Source organism: Streptomyces sp. NPDC104309 (assembly GCF_055584025.1).
This window is the reverse complement of record NZ_JBVJMV010000057.1, coordinates 1-15,070: the sequence shown is the minus strand read 5'-3', so window position 1 is coordinate 15,070 and position 15,070 is coordinate 1. Positions and strand designations below refer to the sequence as shown.

Annotated in this window: 15 protein-coding genes and 2 pseudogenes; 11 read left to right on the top strand and 6 right to left on the bottom strand. The window is 67.8% G+C overall.

The features are described 5' to 3' along the window. Positions 1–66: 66 nt before the first annotated feature. On the top strand, positions 67–921 hold the full coding sequence (locus ACZ68L_RS41345; protein ID WP_469588593.1) for a recombinase family protein: 855 nt from the start codon (positions 67–69) through the stop codon (positions 919–921). 25 nt (positions 922–946) lie between these two features. Here the strand turns inward: ACZ68L_RS41345 and ACZ68L_RS41340 are convergent, their stop codons facing one another. Beyond that, complete coding sequence (locus tag ACZ68L_RS41340; protein ID WP_469588590.1) at positions 947–1,522, bottom strand: hypothetical protein; 576 nt, start codon at positions 1,520–1,522, stop codon at positions 947–949. 345 nt (positions 1,523–1,867) lie between these two features. Between ACZ68L_RS41340 and ACZ68L_RS41335 the strand changes: the two genes are divergently transcribed. Together ACZ68L_RS41335 and ACZ68L_RS41330 are read left to right on the top strand one after the other, a co-directional pair. Then, complete coding sequence (locus ACZ68L_RS41335; RefSeq protein ID WP_469588588.1) at positions 1,868–2,407, top strand: hypothetical protein; 540 nt, start codon at positions 1,868–1,870, stop codon at positions 2,405–2,407. 297 nt (positions 2,408–2,704) lie between these two features. Continuing rightward, entirely contained in the window at positions 2,705–3,433 is a 729-nt protein-coding gene (locus ACZ68L_RS41330; protein ID WP_469588586.1) for an endonuclease domain-containing protein, read from the top strand. A gap of 37 nt (positions 3,434–3,470) precedes the next feature. Here the strand turns inward: ACZ68L_RS41330 and ACZ68L_RS41325 are convergent, their stop codons facing one another. Next, positions 3,471–3,653 carry a hypothetical protein gene (locus ACZ68L_RS41325; RefSeq protein ID WP_469588583.1) on the bottom strand — a complete coding sequence of 61 codons (183 nt, stop codon included), beginning with the start codon at positions 3,651–3,653 and terminating at the stop codon, positions 3,471–3,473. 266 nt (positions 3,654–3,919) lie between these two features. Further along, positions 3,920–5,473: a ricin-type beta-trefoil lectin domain protein gene (locus ACZ68L_RS41320; protein WP_469588580.1), complete on the bottom strand. Its 1,554-nt coding sequence runs from the start codon at positions 5,471–5,473 to the stop codon at positions 3,920–3,922. A 203-nt stretch (positions 5,474–5,676) separates the two neighbouring features. On the opposite strand from ACZ68L_RS41320, the gene ACZ68L_RS41315 reads away from it, so the two are divergent. The 5 genes and pseudogenes from ACZ68L_RS41315 (at position 5,677) to tpg (ending at position 9,355) form a co-directional block, all read left to right on the top strand. Continuing rightward, complete coding sequence (locus tag ACZ68L_RS41315; RefSeq protein WP_469588577.1) at positions 5,677–6,018, top strand: hypothetical protein; 342 nt, start codon at positions 5,677–5,679, stop codon at positions 6,016–6,018. Between the two features lie 393 nt (positions 6,019–6,411). Further along, a complete protein-coding gene (locus ACZ68L_RS41310; RefSeq protein ID WP_469588574.1) occupies positions 6,412–7,341 on the top strand; it encodes a DMT family protein in 930 nt (309 codons plus the stop codon). A gap of 280 nt (positions 7,342–7,621) precedes the next feature. Further along, on the top strand, positions 7,622–7,882 hold the full coding sequence (locus tag ACZ68L_RS41305) for an IS3 family transposase (protein ID WP_469588571.1): 261 nt from the start codon (positions 7,622–7,624) through the stop codon (positions 7,880–7,882). 119 nt (positions 7,883–8,001) lie between these two features. Then, positions 8,002–8,784: pseudogene (locus ACZ68L_RS41300) on the top strand (telomere-associated protein Tap); the annotation flags it as partial. A gap of 15 nt (positions 8,785–8,799) precedes the next feature. Continuing rightward, positions 8,800–9,355, top strand: a pseudogene (gene tpg / locus ACZ68L_RS41295) (telomere-protecting terminal protein Tpg). Positions 9,356–9,734: 379 nt separating this feature from the next. On the opposite strand, the gene ACZ68L_RS41290 reads toward tpg, so the two are convergent. Beyond that, on the bottom strand, positions 9,735–9,992 hold the full coding sequence (locus ACZ68L_RS41290) for a hypothetical protein (protein WP_469588568.1): 258 nt from the start codon (positions 9,990–9,992) through the stop codon (positions 9,735–9,737). Between the two features lie 531 nt (positions 9,993–10,523). Here ACZ68L_RS41290 and ACZ68L_RS41285 point away from each other — a divergent pair. Next, entirely contained in the window at positions 10,524–11,780 is a 1,257-nt protein-coding gene (locus tag ACZ68L_RS41285) for a NucA/NucB deoxyribonuclease domain-containing protein (protein ID WP_469588565.1), read from the top strand. Between the two features lie 38 nt (positions 11,781–11,818). On the opposite strand, the gene ACZ68L_RS41280 is transcribed toward ACZ68L_RS41285, so the two are convergent. Continuing rightward, positions 11,819–12,271: a hypothetical protein gene (locus ACZ68L_RS41280; protein ID WP_469588563.1), complete on the bottom strand. Its 453-nt coding sequence runs from the start codon at positions 12,269–12,271 to the stop codon at positions 11,819–11,821. 269 nt (positions 12,272–12,540) lie between these two features. On the opposite strand from ACZ68L_RS41280, the gene ACZ68L_RS41275 reads away from it, so the two are divergent. Together ACZ68L_RS41275 and ACZ68L_RS41270 are read left to right on the top strand one after the other, a co-directional pair. Then, complete coding sequence (locus tag ACZ68L_RS41275; RefSeq protein WP_469588560.1) at positions 12,541–12,738, top strand: hypothetical protein; 198 nt, start codon at positions 12,541–12,543, stop codon at positions 12,736–12,738. A 361-nt stretch (positions 12,739–13,099) separates the two neighbouring features. Next, positions 13,100–13,849, top strand: coding sequence for an HNH endonuclease family protein (locus ACZ68L_RS41270; protein WP_469588557.1), 750 nt, complete (start codon positions 13,100–13,102; stop codon positions 13,847–13,849). A 331-nt stretch (positions 13,850–14,180) separates the two neighbouring features. Here ACZ68L_RS41270 and ACZ68L_RS41265 read toward each other — a convergent pair whose 3' ends face one another. Next, positions 14,181–14,960, bottom strand: coding sequence for an ATP-dependent DNA ligase (locus tag ACZ68L_RS41265; RefSeq protein WP_469588554.1), 780 nt, complete (start codon positions 14,958–14,960; stop codon positions 14,181–14,183). Positions 14,961–15,070 lie beyond the last annotated feature (110 nt).

Sequence of the window (15,070 nt, the reverse complement as noted above, 5' to 3'; positions counted from 1 at the left end):
ACCGGCACGAAGCGGGATGGGTATTCAGGACGGGCCGCTTCGTGCGGCCGGGCGGGAGGGGAACGAGTGAACGGTGACCACCTGGACGAGATTGCCCGCGCCGAGCTCGTCGAGCGCGAACCGTGCCCTCGGTGCGGGGCGCCGCCCGGATCGGTGTGCCGGACGAACTCCGGCGTCGTCGCCGTCGACTACCACACCGGCCGCTACGCGAAGATCCCCGCGCTCAAGTCCGGGCCCGCGATCCGCATCCCCGCCGCCCGCGGTCCCGGCCGCGCCTGGGAGCCCGGCCCCGAACCCGACCTCGCCGTCGGCGCCGCGCTCGCGCGGGCCGGCGACCGCATCGGCTACGCCCGGGTTTCCAGCAAGGGCCAGGACCTCGCCGGACAGGTCCGCCTCCTCAAGGAAGCCGGCTGCGTCCGCATCTACGTCGAGAAGGTCGGCACCCGCGAGAAGATCCGCCCCGAGTACAACGCCGCGCTCGCCGACCTGCGCCCGGCCGACACCCTCACGGTCACCATGCTCGACCGGCTCGGCCGCAACATGATCGAACTCATCACCTCCGCGCAGGACCTCGCCGAGCGCGACCACCGCCTGGAGATCCTCGGCGGGCCCCTGTCCGGCATCTACGACCCGCAGGGCGCGGGCAAGGTCCTCTTCGTGGTGTTCGCCGCGATGGCGGAGGTCGAGCGGGAGTTCATCCACGAGCGGACCCTGATCGGCCTGGACACCGCCGCGGCCAACGGCAACCACGGCGGCCGGCCCCCGGCCGTCGACGCCGACATGCTCGCCGTCGCCCTACGCCGCCGCGACGCCAAGGAGTCCATCAGCGCCATCGCCGAGCACCTCGGCGTCGGCCGCTCCACCCTCTACCGGACCCTGGCCGCGTACGACGAAGCCACCGCCACCCGGGAGATCCTGTAACTGCCTCCGACTCGTTCGAAGCGCGCTAACGCCCAGTCTCGCTGGGCGCGACAGGCTGCCAGCGCGGGGCCTCGTCGTCCGGAGTGTCCGGATTCGCGAAATGGAAGGGCACCGAAAGATGTGCGGCCAGGGCACCGCCAGCCCGTTCAGCGGCCAGCCCAACCGGGTGACGTGGCCCGCAGTCCCCGCCCTCTTCTAGAAACCGTCTGGCCGTGCGCGTGTAGACAGTAGCCAGGGCATGCTCCTCCGCAGGGTCGGCGGTGATGGCCAGCAGCCTCACGAACCAGTCGTGCACGGTGTCGCCGTCCCACAGCGCCTCGATCGCCACGATGCGGCCAGCGGCGCCGCCGGCACGGTAGGCCAACGACTCGACGTCGAGGGGACTGTCCGGGGTGCGGGCGATCCTGTCGCTGTAGTGGGCGTAACGATCGCCGACGACGAGCTGAGCAGTAGCAACCCCCACATCATCCCGGACCAGGCCGACCTCGACCACGAGCCTGACCGCCGCGAACATGGCGTCCTGAAGGACGTACCCGTCGATCTCTTCCCGGATCCCCGCTGGCAACCGCTCCCACCACTCGGTCCGGGCCTGTTTCCTCATCACGCAGACCCTGTTCCCCCCTGGCCCTCACCGCAGGGCCCTGCGCGTCACTGTACGTTCGGCACCACGTCAGCACTCAGAGCGCATACCAGGGCGCAGACTCAGACTCTGAAGGCGTCTGCTTTGATCAGCCTCATGACGGACTGGTCTCAGCTCACTCATGCCTACGGCACTGCCGAAGACGTACCTGGCCTCCTCAAAGCAGCCGGGCCCGACCCGGAGAGTCCCGCGTGGAACGAGCTCTGGTCCCGCCTGTGTCACCAAGGGACGGTCTACCCCGCGAGCTACGCTGCTCTGCCTGCGCTGGCCGAGAAGGCCCGCCGGTTGACGGCGACAGACCGAAGCATGTCCCTGCTCTTGGCCGCTTCCATCGTCGCCAGCACCGACCGGCCCTACCGGACGCTTGATCCCAAAGTTGCCTACGCTGCGGAGACCGCTGAGCTGATCGAACTGGTGGAGGAGGCACTGCGCCATCCGTCACTGGCCGACAGCCCAGATCGCTATGTGGAACTGCTGGAAGCCCTGCTCGCTTTCGAGGGAGTCGAGGTGTGGGGGGAGGAGCTGCACGGTCTCAGCGGTGAGGAGTTCGAAGTTCCCTGCCCCGTGTGTGAGGCCGAGAACTTCGTGGTGTTCGGCGAATACGGCTACTTCTCAACGACCGACGGCTTCTACATGAACGAGGCTGCCGGGCACCGCAGGGAGTTGCAGCCCGCAGCCACCTCCTCCTTGGAAGGGCTGGCCCAGCGACTCCACGCGCGTGCTCTCACCGACGGTCAGCCCAAGGTCGCAGACGCATTGACCTACCTATTCGGCAGCGCGTACTGCGCGGAGTGCGACGCGCTCTTCCGCGTCGATCACGCCATCGAGGCCCGCTGGCGCAATTAGCCTGCGCCGCGCCGCTGACGGAACCCTGCGCCTCACTGACATCTACCCTGCGCTCTACATCATCGGCGAGGGCGGCTTGGCCGTCGGCGGTGGCGGTGAGGTACCCGGCGTCGATGAGTCTGGCGACGGCATGAGCCCAAGCCGCGTCCTCTCCGAAGGTGCGGTGTCAGACCCGCCCTATACCCTCCGGCCGTGACGGACATCCAGACCTCTCAGCCGCCCGCTCCCATCATGGTCGGCAAGACATGCACGGCGTTCCCGCCAGGATCCTCCCAGTACCCACCATGTGAACGGCCGATGCGCTCCAACAAGCTCTGCGACGCTCACAATCAGCAGCGCGCGGCCGGCAAGGGCCTGCGCCCGATCCGGCAGCGGCGGCGGACCATGCCGGAGTTCTGCACCGGGCCCGGGCCGGAAGGATCCAACGCACCGTGCAGTCTGCCCACGGTCGGCAGGGGGCTATGCAACGCCCACTACCAGCAGGATGATCGAGGCCGCGAGCTGGTGCCCCTGTTCACGCTGCGGATCAGCCAGGATGAGGCGAATTCGCTGCTGGAAGACGGCCTGAAGCGGTGCCCCGCTTGCAAGGACGTCAAGCCCCTCGCTGAGTTCGGCCGCTCGTCGGCCCAACTCAGCGGACGGTCGACGTACTGCGTCACCTGTCAGCCGGACTACGTGCTCATGAAGCGGTTCAAGTTCCCGTCGATGGAGGCAGTCCGAGAGTTCCGAGAGTCCCGTGACCACCGCTGCGACATCTGTAAGCGGCAGTGGCGGGAAGGGGACAACGCCTTTCACATCGACCATGACAGCGCCTGCTGCCCATCCCGCGGCCCCTCATGCGGGAAGTGCGTCCGCGGCTACCTATGCCAGCTGTGCAACACGCAAGGGCTGTCCTGGTACGAGCTTGTCGGCCGCAGCGTCACCATCGTGCCGATGTTCGAGGACTACCTCTTGAGGTACGAGCGTCGCCGCGAGGAGTCTCTTCTGCAAGATGCCACTGACGCTCTCGATGTCGCGGACCACTGACATTCCCATGTCGCCCGACAGCTGATCGGTGTGGGCGTCACGTCCTGCGTCGTCGCCGGAAACGGATCAGCACTGCTGCGAGTTCAGGCAGAGCGCGGACGACTGCGACGACGTCGGTGCGATTGGCCCGGAGAATCGCTACGACGCAGACGACGGCCGCGCACACGATGCCGATCGCGACGATCAGCAGGGGCAGAAGCAGCGGGTCGATGGCAAACAAGAGATCCTCCGTTGGGTGGTCGTCCGGTTGTGATCGCCACGGTGGAGGGCGCGGTGGTTAGCCCCGCAAGTCGCCCCTCGTCTCCTTCCGGCGAATCCGCGGCACGTCATCTCGGAGACGTATCAGGCCGTAAGTGCTGACATACGAGACTGCGCGCGTCGGTCAGAGCTTTCAGGAGTCGCGGAAGTGCCGGCGGTCGGGGTCGCCAGTGCCGTGCACGGGCGTGACTGCCAAAGCCGCCCGCCCGCGACCCGGGGACAGCGAAATCAGTCCCTCGCCCAGTGCTGAGTCGACTTCGACGGCTCGCAGGACCCCATGACCGGCCAGCCGGACCTCTCCTCGAGACACAGGCTGCTGGACAGGTTCACGACGGTGCTGCTGGTACCCGTGCGCCAGCTCTGGCCGCCCTTGGAGCCGCAGTCGGCCATGGACAGCTGGCCGAAGCTGACACTCAGGCATTGGCCGGCGGACTCGTTGTACAGCTGGTAGGAACCGCCCGAACCGGCCTTTGCGGTCCAGTTGGTCGCCGGGCTGTCCGCGCAGGTGGCGAACGCCGCGCCGCCGAAGGCCACGGCCAGACACTCGCCGTGGCCGACGTCCCTGAGCTGGAAGTGGCCACTGGACGGAGGCGGCTTCGGCGAGGTCGCGCCGGACGCCCCACCCGAACCGCTGGAAGCGTTGCTGCCACCGGAGCCGCCCCCGTCACCCGACCCGCCGGTGGTCTTACCGCCGGTCGTCTTACCGCCGGTGGCATTGCCGCCGGACGCATCGCCGGGCGCACTCCCGGACGAGCCGCCGGTGGTGCCGTTGCCGGACGAGCCGCCGGCTCCGCCACCGCTCGATGAGCTGCCGCCATGCGCGGGGCCGCCCCCGGCCGCGGGGGGCGTTGTGGAAGTTCCAGCCGAGGTGGTGTCGCCGGAGCGCCCGGCAGAGCCGTCCGCTGAGGCTGCGGGGGGCGGGGCAGGGCTTGTGCCGACGGCGTCGTTGGGGCCGCTGTGATCGCCGGGCAGCAGCTGGATGACGGCGTAGACAGCGAGGACGGCGACCAGGACCCCGGCCGCAATCAGAGCGAGTGCGGGTCCCCAGCGCTTGGTGCCACGGTCAGAGGGCGGCGGGCCGGGCAGCACAACCACGGGCTCGTGGGGGTGGTTCTCATGCGAACCACCCTGCTCAGCGCGCGGTTGTTCCCTGCCCGGGACTGGCAGCTGGTCGTGCTCGTACGGCGCGAGGGCGGCACGCACCTGGTCCCGCTTTGCCAGGGCTGTCCTCTTCTCCGCGGCCCGGTTCTGGTTCTGGCTTCCCAGTGAGTCGATCTGCCGCTGCAGGGCGATCCGCTGCTCGCGTTCCCCGTCCCGGTCGTCGCGCAGCGTCTCCAGTTCCCCGGTGAGTGCGGCGATCTGTTCCAGGGCCGCGTTCGTCGCGTCGTTCAGCTCGCGGATCAGGAGGGTGTTCTGGAAGTCGGCGAGCATCCGGTGGTGGACGTTGTGCGGCTTCGCCCGCGAGCAGTACAGCTCCAGCAGCTCGCCGTACTGGCGCAGGAACACCGCCGCGGCCCCGTCCTGCAGATTCGCGCGTTCCTGCGCCTCCTTGATCAGCACCTCGACGAACCGCAGGGGCGGGATATTGGGCGCCTCACGCTTCGCGTTCTGCCAGGTGGCGACCTTCCCTTTCCCAAAGCCGTACGTGTCCGCCAGCACGTTCGTCGACAGGCCGGTCATCTCGACGAGGTCGTGAACCACCTTCTTGAAGCTGCTGAGCGCCTCCCACAGCCTCTCCTTCTCCGCCTCGCCGTCGAAAACGTCTAACTGCTGGTCAGCCACTGGTTCTCACATCCGAAGAAATTCCTGCGCGGAGCAGCATTCTGACGCGCGTGCGTACCAGGAGCCCGGTGGTTTCTAGTGCTTGTCGTGACCGCATTCCCGCCGGTCGCCTCCGCACCGTGTGCGGAGACAAGAGGGGGACGTCCCTCCTGGTGCTCGGCCGACTCCAGGAAGGCGGACCAGACCGCGAAAGGCCCACCCACATGTACGGCCACGACCCACTGCTCATCATCCTGCTCCTCGTCCTCGCCGGCCTCGGCATCGGCTGTATCCAGCACCGCTGGCCCGCCATCGGGGAAGCAATCGACATCGCCACCAAAGTCCTCATCACACTCATCGGCCTGCTCATCTTCGCCAACGGCGGCACAACCGAACAGAACACACCCACGAACCCCGCACCCACACCGTCCGTGTCGGCGGCCTCCTCCCCGGCCGGGCAGTGCCCCGCAAGGTCGCGCGGTGAGGAGCGAGCATCGCAGTGGGGGCCGAGCTGTCCAGCGACCCTCGCCTACGGGTCTCAGCGTGTGACTGGGCGAGCTAGGTGACACCAAGGTGGGTCGGTGAGCTGGCACCGAGCGTGGACTCGAGCGCAGTACCTGTCACCGTTTGGGCATTCCAGTTGTCACCACCTGGGGTATTTCGCTCTAGTTGTCACCAATTTCGCTGGATCGGGGCTGCGACGGTGATCTCCGTGACGCGGCTTCTGGGGGCGGGCTCCTTTTTGGGGGCGGAGGAGATACACGCGAAACGGGACACCCCGTGACGCTGCGCTAAGACCTGTTGCAGTGTGCTACGGGCAATGTGGCTGACCGTAGTTGACCTGTGAAGGGAGACACGCCGGTAACTGACTCGCCGGAAGCAACTTGCGCGCCGAAACCCACGTCTGCCAGTGGGAACGGGACCGAACCCCACCGACCCATACATGAACGGAGCTTTCGGTGCTCATAGGACTGCTCACCGCCGTGGCAGCATCGATCTGTTACGGCACGGGCTCCGTCCTTCAGGCCGTCGGATCACAGAAGTCAGCCCGCCGAGAGGCCGCTGCGGGCAGCGTGACCCAGCACGGTGGCCCGAGCCTGTCGTCCACTGCGAAGGCGGCGATGACCTGGGAGTTCATTGTCGGGACCATCCTGGACTTCGTCGGCTTCGGGCTCGGCGCACTGGCGGCGCGCCTCCTGCCGCTGTTCCTGTCGCAGACCGTGATCAGCGCCAACTTGGTGATCACGGCGGTGCTGAGCATCAAGCTCCTCGGCATCCGTCTCAACCGCGCCGAGTGGACCTCGATTGCTGTGGTCTGCTCCGCGCTGGTGCTTCTGGCGACGGCGGCGGGCCCGGAAGGCAGCGGCGACACCCCGATCTCCACGCACTGGTGGCTGCTGGGGATCTCGCTGCTCCTGATCGTGGGCGGCACCGTGGTCGTACGCCTACTGGGGGCGCGCGCCGCGATCCTGGCCGGCCTGCTGTCCGGACTGGGCTTCGGCGCCCTCGGTGTCGGGGTCCGTGTGCTGAACGGCATTGACCCTTTCGACCCGGGAGCGCTGCTCTGCGACCCGGCGCTCTACGCGATCCTGGTGGCAGGCATCGGCGGCATGTACCTGCACACGGTTGCCCTGCAGATCGGCTCGGTCAACGGTGCCACCGCCGCGCTGGTCGTCGGCGAGACCGTCCTGCCGGGCATCATCGGCGTGCTGTGGCTCGGCGATGCCTCCCGTCCCGGCTTCGCCTGGGCGGCGATCACCGGGTTCGTGCTCGCCGTATCGGGCGCGGTGGCAGTGGCCTGGTTCGGGTCCCCGAAAGGGCACGGCAGCGACCCTGCGGCGGCGCCCGTGACACCCGCCAAGGACGCCCGGACGTCCGCGGGGGTCTGACCCGGCACCAGATGCGCCGAATTTCCAACGCTGGGCTGCCGTACGAGAGCCATCGTTTGCGACACACCTCCCCCCACACACACAAGCCTGGTACCTGGATGCCTGACTCGGAACCGTGTTGTCGGTGCCACCTGTCACTCTGTTCCCAGCCCGGCGGTGACCTCACCTCGAAGCCGATGCCACCGCCGGGCAGCATCGGGCGACGACCAGCGCATATGACCGCCTGTCACACCACGTTGCACTCTGGGATCATGCGCGGCAGACGCGACACCTGCGCCTGGTGGAGGCGGTCAAGGAGGAGTTCACCAGCTCCGGCGGCACCTACGGTTCGCCGAAGATCTGGGTCGCGCTTGTCCGCAAGGGCTGGCGTATCTCGGTGAACACCATCGCGAGGATCATGGCCGAGCTCGGCCTGGCGGGCCGCAAGGTCCGAATACGGCGGGGGCTGACCCGGCCCGGCAAGCGGCCGGCGTGCCCGGACTTCGTGCGCCGGGACTTCAGGGTGCGCACGGGGAACGTGACGAAGCCCTTCCCCAGGTAAGGGAAGGGCTTCGTGATTGAGCGCCGGGCAGGCCTTGCACCTGCATTTCCCCGCGGGAAGCGGGGCGTCTTTCCTTGGACCACCAACGCAGCGCCAGTCGCCGTGAGTTGCGGCGAACTGTCAAGGTCGGCAAGGAGTGGGTGGAGCTGGACGGCAGCCTGTTGCCCAGCCCGTTCACGCCGAAGGGCGAGCGCCCGACCGGCCCGGCCTGGTACGCGACGCCCACCGTGGCGTACGCGGTGGAGCTCGGCTACCAGGTGCACCCGACCGAGGCGTGGGTGCGCCACGACAACGGCCGCTACCTGGACGGCTGGTACAACCGGCTGCGCGACGCCTACCTGGCCACGATGGCCGACCTCGGCGTCGACGCCGACCTGCCGCCGGAGGACTTCCTCGCGGCGATGGACGGCTACAAGGGCCGCGAACCGGAGCTGGCGATCGTCGTCTCGGCGGCCAAGGCGACGGTGAAGGGCGGCCTGGGCAAGCTGCGCGAGCGCCCGCGCGGGGAGGGCTGGCGGCCGGGCGAGCCGTGGCGCGCGCTGTCCCGGCCGACGTGGCGGCCGGACATCCGGGCGGCGGTCATCTCCCGCACCCGGATCAACCTGCACCGCAAGATTGTCAAGCACGCGGCGTTCACCGGGCAGTACCCGGTCGCGATCCTGTCCGACTGCGTCGTCTACGCCGCCTCCGGGCCGTCGCCGCTGGACTTCCTGCCCTACCGGGAGGGCAAGCCGCGGCCCGGCGGCTTCAAGCTCGGCATCAACCCCGGCCTGGTCAAGCACGAGGGCACCCAGAACGTCCTGTGGGGCGAAGAGGTCCGGGAGAAGTTCAACGCCCCGGAGCTCAACCTCGCCCGATACATCAAGGACGGCACCGTCACCGACGCCGACAACGGCGAGTAGGGGAGTACGCAGGCGATGAGCATGTTCGGGGACGGCCTGGACAAGGCGGTGCAGAAGGCGTTCACCGCCGGCACCCAAGTCCGCGGGCGCGCAGATGCGGTACCTGGTCAAGCAGCTCAAGACCACCAAGGCGGTCGCCCAGATGCTGCGGATCTCCCAGCGCACCGTCGAGCGGTACGTGAAGGACCAGATCAAGAAGCCCCGCCCGGCCCTCGCCGCGCGCCTGGAGCGCGAAGTGAAGAAGCGGTGGCAGCCGCAGATCCGGGCCAAAGCCCGGCAGAAGGCGGCCAGCACGGGCGGAATCGTCATCGACACCCGCGCCCGCATGGGCTACACCGCGCCGATCGGGTCCACGGACCAGGACCGCACCCGGCACCTGACCGTCGCCCTGCCGCCCGTCTACGCCGCCCGCCTCTTCGACGCCCAGGAGGCCGGCGCCACCGACGCCCGCCTCCAGGAGATCGCGGCCGAAGCGCTCAAGGAGGTGTACTTCCAGGACGGCGGCCGCCGCGCCGGGAGCCTGGAAGAGGTCAGGTTCACGGACGTCGAGCACCTGGAATTCGACCTGTAGCAGCCGTACCCCGAACAGCCCGCGGGCCCGGAACAGTTGGTCCGGGCCCGCTCGCCTATCTGTGGACCAGCGCCGGAGCGAGGGATCAGCAGCTGACCCAGGTAAGCCCCGCCACATAGATCGGGTTGCTGGCAGAAGCCCAAACCTCTCGGTACTGGGTCGAGCCCTTCGGTCCCACTCCCGCAGAGTGTATGTGTCCGCCGGAAATCAGTTGGGCCGTCAGCCTCGGACACCTGCCGTCCGCTTTGTCATCCGTCACGTCGGCCCACGCCCACGTCTTGTTGTCGCAGTACCGGATAAAACAAATGCTGGCCGCCTGATCCCCTCGCCCAGCACTCGCCGCCCATTCCCTGCCGACCACGGGCAACCGGCCACCGCGTCAGCTCTCCGCCTGCACCCCTGCACCCTGGCCGTACGCACGAGGGGCGGCATCCGGTGCCAGCGGACGCCAGCCGAGCACCCCGCGGGTACGCATGTCACTGAGCGAGTCGAGGTCGGGGCGGTACAGCGTGCCCCCGTCGAGATCCGCGTCGGTCGCATGGACTCGGGAGTGAGCGGGGCCGGACGCGGTGGTGTCCGTCGGGGCGGGGAGTCGGTGCTCGGTGGGGCCGGGCCCCAGCCGACGGCGAGTCGTCATGCCCCCGGATCCTACGGCCCAAGTCGGCCGGGTGGTCCACCGCCCTGGCTGCCGTGACAGAGGGCACTGGAGGTAAGTAGTCGGCGTTGGATGTTGCCGAAGATCCCGCCCAATATGCAGGTCACAGGGTCGCGTGGGGCTCTACGGGGAATCGCCGACGCGACCACAGGCGGGACTAGAGGTGCGACCAGGAGCACAACCAGAGGTGCGACCAGAGGTGCAACCTCGCTGCTCGCAGACGAGATCTGGTCCTGGCGGTCGAGGACGAGGGCATGCAAGATATTTATTTGCGTCAGTAATTTGCTAAATCTCGCCATTCGGCCGTTGGGGTCTCGACGCAACGTCAGTCTGGGTGCTTGTTTTGAGTCCGCTTGAGATCAGAGCGAGACTTGGGGGTATTAACTAATGAGAACTATGCTGTGGTACGGGAAGCCGGTACGGGGGCTGGCGGCTGCCCTTGCTGTCGCGTTGGTGCCGCTGTGGGCACCCAGTGCCCAGGCGCAGCCGACGGCGATGGAAGTCGTCTCATACATGCTGCCGCTCGGCGCCACTGGTCGCGATACGGACGGGTTCGCGGGTAGAGAGCCTTCGGCCCAACTGGCGTCCCTTTCACAGCAACGCCAGGCCGTGGCTTCGCGGATGGCGCTGGAGACGGTGGGGCCAGCCCGTACCTGGGCCCCGGTGTCCCAGTTGCCTTCCGGCGCTGCTCCGCTTGCCGCTTCGTCCGGGGCCGGTGCCACGAAGGTGACCTGGCCCGATCCACCCCGCACGATGACGGCCAAGGAGTGCCGCGACGGCCTCGGCACGGACAAGGCGTTCTTCGTGAAGTCGCGCTTCGCGGTCTGCTCCGGCGCGGTGTTCCTGCAGACGTGGCTGCAGAACAAACGTCCTGTGGGCCAGACGCAGTTCGTTGTTCTGTCCGTCGGGACGGTCGCTGCGAAGAGCCGTGAGATCTCCTTCCAGTATCACTTCACCGACATGGCCAAGACCGGCAACGTCAAGACGGGAAGCCTTCTCATCAAGACGTCCCCGAAGATCCCTCAGAAGTGGCCGGCCGCCGCCAAAGTCACCCAAGGCGGCAACGTGCCAGGGGTGAAGAGCTTCGACCAGCTCGCGAAAATGAAGACCTTTACGCACACCGTGAAGGTGGCGTCCAAGCAGGGCTCCAAGCCGGACGACGCCGTCTTCGCCGTGTACGAACCAGTCATCAGTATCACGCCTCCTCCCGGCTACACCCTCAACGGCGCGGGCGGAAAACTGTTCATGCTCGCACCGCGCTGGGACAAGGCCACCTACGTCAGCAGGGATGACGGCGCTGCCGCGTTCAGCTACCTCTCCACCCTGACGTACAGCAGCAAAGCAGGTGCTCCGGAGAAGGCGGTTGCCGAGCACATCAGGAAGGCCTACTCCAGCCCCGCGGCAACCAAGCCTGTAAACCCGGCCAAGAAAATTCCCGGGCAGACCGCTTCAAACCCTCTCAACCGACTCTTCCGGGACACTGACCGTCGTAAGAAGAACCGGTCCGAGGCCATCAAGGTCTGTGAGAAGCACTGGGGTAAGAAGTACTCGCAGAACAACAAGTATCAGTGCGACGAATTCCCGTTCGCCACCACCTACCAGGGCGCCGCGCAGTCCCTGTCCGAACCGACAGCGCCCAAGAACAACTTCTCCGCCATGCCACTGGTCACCGCAGAGAACCGTGACGCAGGAATCCTGCTAGGCCAGTTCATGACGAAGAACCGGATCATCGACGGCAAGGACGACGGTTTCATCGTCAAGATCAAGTGAGTCGATGGGCCGGGAGCGGGACGCTCCCGGCCCATCCCTCATTCCCGCACCAGCCAGAACTGCGCGAAGTACTGCTCGACTCCCTCCGGCACACCGTGCTGAGACTGCTCGGCCACCGCGGCCCGCCCCGTACAACGGAGCCTGACCTGCCACGTCCCCGGCCGTCCCAGGAGCACAGGCTCTCCAGCATCGCCCCCAGTGACGCCCCAGACGTCCAGCGTTCCTGACGGCGAAACGATCACCGCCTGTGCATCCGCCTCCCAGTCCCCTGCAGTCTCCGCCGGCGGCGCCTCGTCCCACACTTCCACCGTGAGATCCGCAGTGTGGGTATGACCGGCACTCTTCACATCCAGCCGGCCCTCACGGGCTGTCAGGAAATCGCCTCCGGTGTCCCAGCCCTCAGGAAACTGCACAGGAACGCCAGCCTCATCCCGTTCCTGCAGACAGAACCCGAAGAACTCCACTTCCACAGGCCCCCGCTGCCTCATCACCGGCCCGACCATATCGACTACCCCTCACTCCCGACGTCACATGTCAGAAGACCATGGACGGGCGGACGCTCACAGACGCCTCTCCAAAAGGACGCCACCGAGGTGACCACACCTTGAAGCGACACACCTGGCGGGCCCGGAGAGGGAGTCGTGCAGGGGCACAGCACGCATAACGTCCTCTGCCGTTCGGCGTCACGCGATTCTGCTCTGCTCGGGGTCTCCACGGAGCCTGGCTGTCGTTTCTGTTGAAACGGGGGGATGATACGACGATGACCGCGGCCCGGAAGAACGGCGGCGGCCAGAAGCCGAAGAAGGCACCGCGCGTCGTCCGTACGCGGGACGGGCGCGAGCGGATGGGCCTCGGAGCGGCGCTCGGTGAGCTGGTCACCGAGCGTGCCTGGGAACTCCCGGCCGCCAGCGCTTCCCTGCGCCAGCGGTGGGCGGCCCCGGTCACTCGCGCCCGCTGACAGTAGCTGCGGGGGCCTGCTGCTGCCCTGCAGTCGCGACCGGCGAGGCGAAGGGACGGTGCCCCCGCAATGTCGCGCGGTGAGGAGCGAGCATCGCAGTGGGGGCCGAGCTGTCCACCGACCCTCACCTACGGGGCCCGGGTTCACAGCTGCTCTCGGCGGTACCTGGGTGCCTGACTCGGAACCGTGTTGTCGGTGCCACCTGTCACTCTCTTCCCAGCCCGGCGGTGACCTCAGCTCGAAGCACGATGCCACCGCCGGGCAGCATCGGGCGACGACCAGCACACATGACCGCCTGTCACACCACATTGCATTCTGGGATCATGAGGCGGCATCAGCCCCTACCCCCTGGAGCACCGCTGTGGCAGCACGCCGCCTCGCCCCCATCGCCGCCGTCTTCCTCGTGGCCTCGCTCGCTGCCTGCAATCCGAGCGCGGCGAAGACCGACGACTCGAAGCCGCCGGCCGCCGCTTCGTCGGCTGGCGCTTCAGCTTCAACCGGGGCCGACCCGTCCGCAGCACCAGGCGCTCCCGCCGACGGAAGTGGCCTGTCCCTCGCCGAGGCCATCGCGAAGATCCCGGCCGCGGACGAGAACCGCACCGGGTACAAGCGCGACAGCTTCAAGCACTGGATCGACGAGGACAGCGACGGCTGCTCAACCCGCAACGAAGTCCTGCTTGCCGAGGCGACGAAGAAGCCCGAGCAGGGCCCCCGCTGCACGCTGACCGGCGGCGAGTGGCTGTCGTATTACGACGAAGTCACCGTCACCGACGCCCGGAAGCTGGACATCGACCATATGGCCCCGCTCGCCGAGGCGTGGGATTCCGGGGCTTCGACGTGGGACGCGGACCGACGCATGCGGTACGCCAACGACCTCGACGCCGAGCGCAGCCTCGTCGCCGTCACCGCGAAGACGAACCGCAGCAAGGCCGACAAGGACCCGTCGGAGTGGATGCCGCCAGCCGCCTCCGCGAAGTGCACCTACCTCGCCGACTGGACCGCCACGAAGCTCCGCTGGAAGCTCACCGCGGACGACAAGGAGCGGGCCGCACTGGAGAAGCTGTCTGAGGGCTGCTCGAACACAGTCGTAAAGTACGAGCTCGCATCCTGAAGAATATGCCAGAGGCATACGCCAAGTTGCTTCGAGCGCCGGGCTAGCCGAGGAGCCGAGTCAGATAGTCGAGTGCGACCTCGACAAGACGCAAGTAGAAGCTCCATGCGGCGTAGTCCGGCGCATCGTCCCCCCTCATGCACTGCCTCCTTTCGGTGACCGAAGGGGAGGCTTGTCCTCCCTCCGGCCAGCTGGACCGGAGGGATGCGGCGGGGTGGGACCGCGTGATCAGCACTCTATGGACGGTCCTGGAACTCCACCGCCCATGACCACTGTTGACCGCATCTGTTCGAAGTGGACAATGCGAGCAGGTGGGACAATATGTCGTAACTCATCGCATCCGGGTCACAGTGAGAGTCCCGTGCCGACCGGACCCGGCCAGCACCTCGACCATCAGATCCGTCTCCACCCGCGTGTAGATCTCGCCTCGGGCCTGCCGCTCCCCGACCACGGTCGCGCCGCCCAGCGCCTCGCCGACCTGCACAGCAAGGACCGGCTTCAGCCTCGTCGACACACGGGCCGGCCCGCCCTCGTCCCCGACGGCCAGCACCAGATGATGCGGCCTGCGCCGAGGCCCCGTGAACCCCACGACCAAGGCGTCCACAGTGTCGGCATGACGCACCTTCACCCACCCACGGCGATGCCCCGCCGGATAGCTGGCCCCGCCCCGCTTCGCGACGACTCCCTCGATCCCCTGCTCCCGCAGGCCGTCGTACCAGGCGCCAGCCACCTCCCGGTCGTCGGTCGCGGGCACGGGCTGGATCGGCGGCCCGACATCAGCCAGCAACTCCATCAGATAGGCACGGCGCTTCAAGTACGGCAGACTCCGGCAGTCCCCGATCACAGGATCCGGGTGCTGCAGGACATCCCAGCAGGCGTACGACGCGGGGTGCCGGGCCGCGAGGGCACGGGCCCGGGTGACCGATGACGCGGCCCGTGACTGCGCCGCGGCGAAGTCGAGCCGGCCGTCCCGCCAGATCACCGCCTCCCCGTCCAGGACCGTGCCCGGTCTCAGGGCCATGGCGGCGACGGCCAGGTCCATCCGGTGCTGGGTGACGACCCTGCCGGACCGGGCGTACAGGATCACGGTGTCGTCGGTGCGGTGCAGCACGGTCCGGTGACCATGGTTCTCCAGACTTCGCGATGTCTCATGAGACACCGGCGGCTGAGCTGCCTCTCTTACCGCCAAGTCATTGGCTCGGCTTGCACTGGCGGTCGTAC

What these genes read in the sequence shown, in the direction of transcription:
- ACZ68L_RS41285 (WP_469588565.1), top strand. Translation starts at nt 10,524, where the DNA reads ATGCTGCCGCTCGGCGCCACTGGTCGCGATACGGACGGGTTCGCGGGT.
- ACZ68L_RS41335 (WP_469588588.1), top strand. Translation starts at nt 1,868, where the DNA reads ATGTCCCTGCTCTTGGCCGCTTCCATCGTCGCCAGCACCGACCGGCCC.
- ACZ68L_RS41340 (WP_469588590.1), bottom strand. Translation starts at nt 1,522, where the DNA reads ATGAGGAAACAGGCCCGGACCGAGTGGTGGGAGCGGTTGCCAGCGGGG.
- ACZ68L_RS41315 (WP_469588577.1), top strand. Translation starts at nt 5,677, where the DNA reads ATGTACGGCCACGACCCACTGCTCATCATCCTGCTCCTCGTCCTCGCC.
- ACZ68L_RS41275 (WP_469588560.1), top strand. Translation starts at nt 12,541, where the DNA reads ATGACCGCGGCCCGGAAGAACGGCGGCGGCCAGAAGCCGAAGAAGGCA.
- ACZ68L_RS41290 (WP_469588568.1), bottom strand. Translation starts at nt 9,992, where the DNA reads ATGACGACTCGCCGTCGGCTGGGGCCCGGCCCCACCGAGCACCGACTC.
- ACZ68L_RS41330 (WP_469588586.1), top strand. Translation starts at nt 2,705, where the DNA reads ATGCGCTCCAACAAGCTCTGCGACGCTCACAATCAGCAGCGCGCGGCC.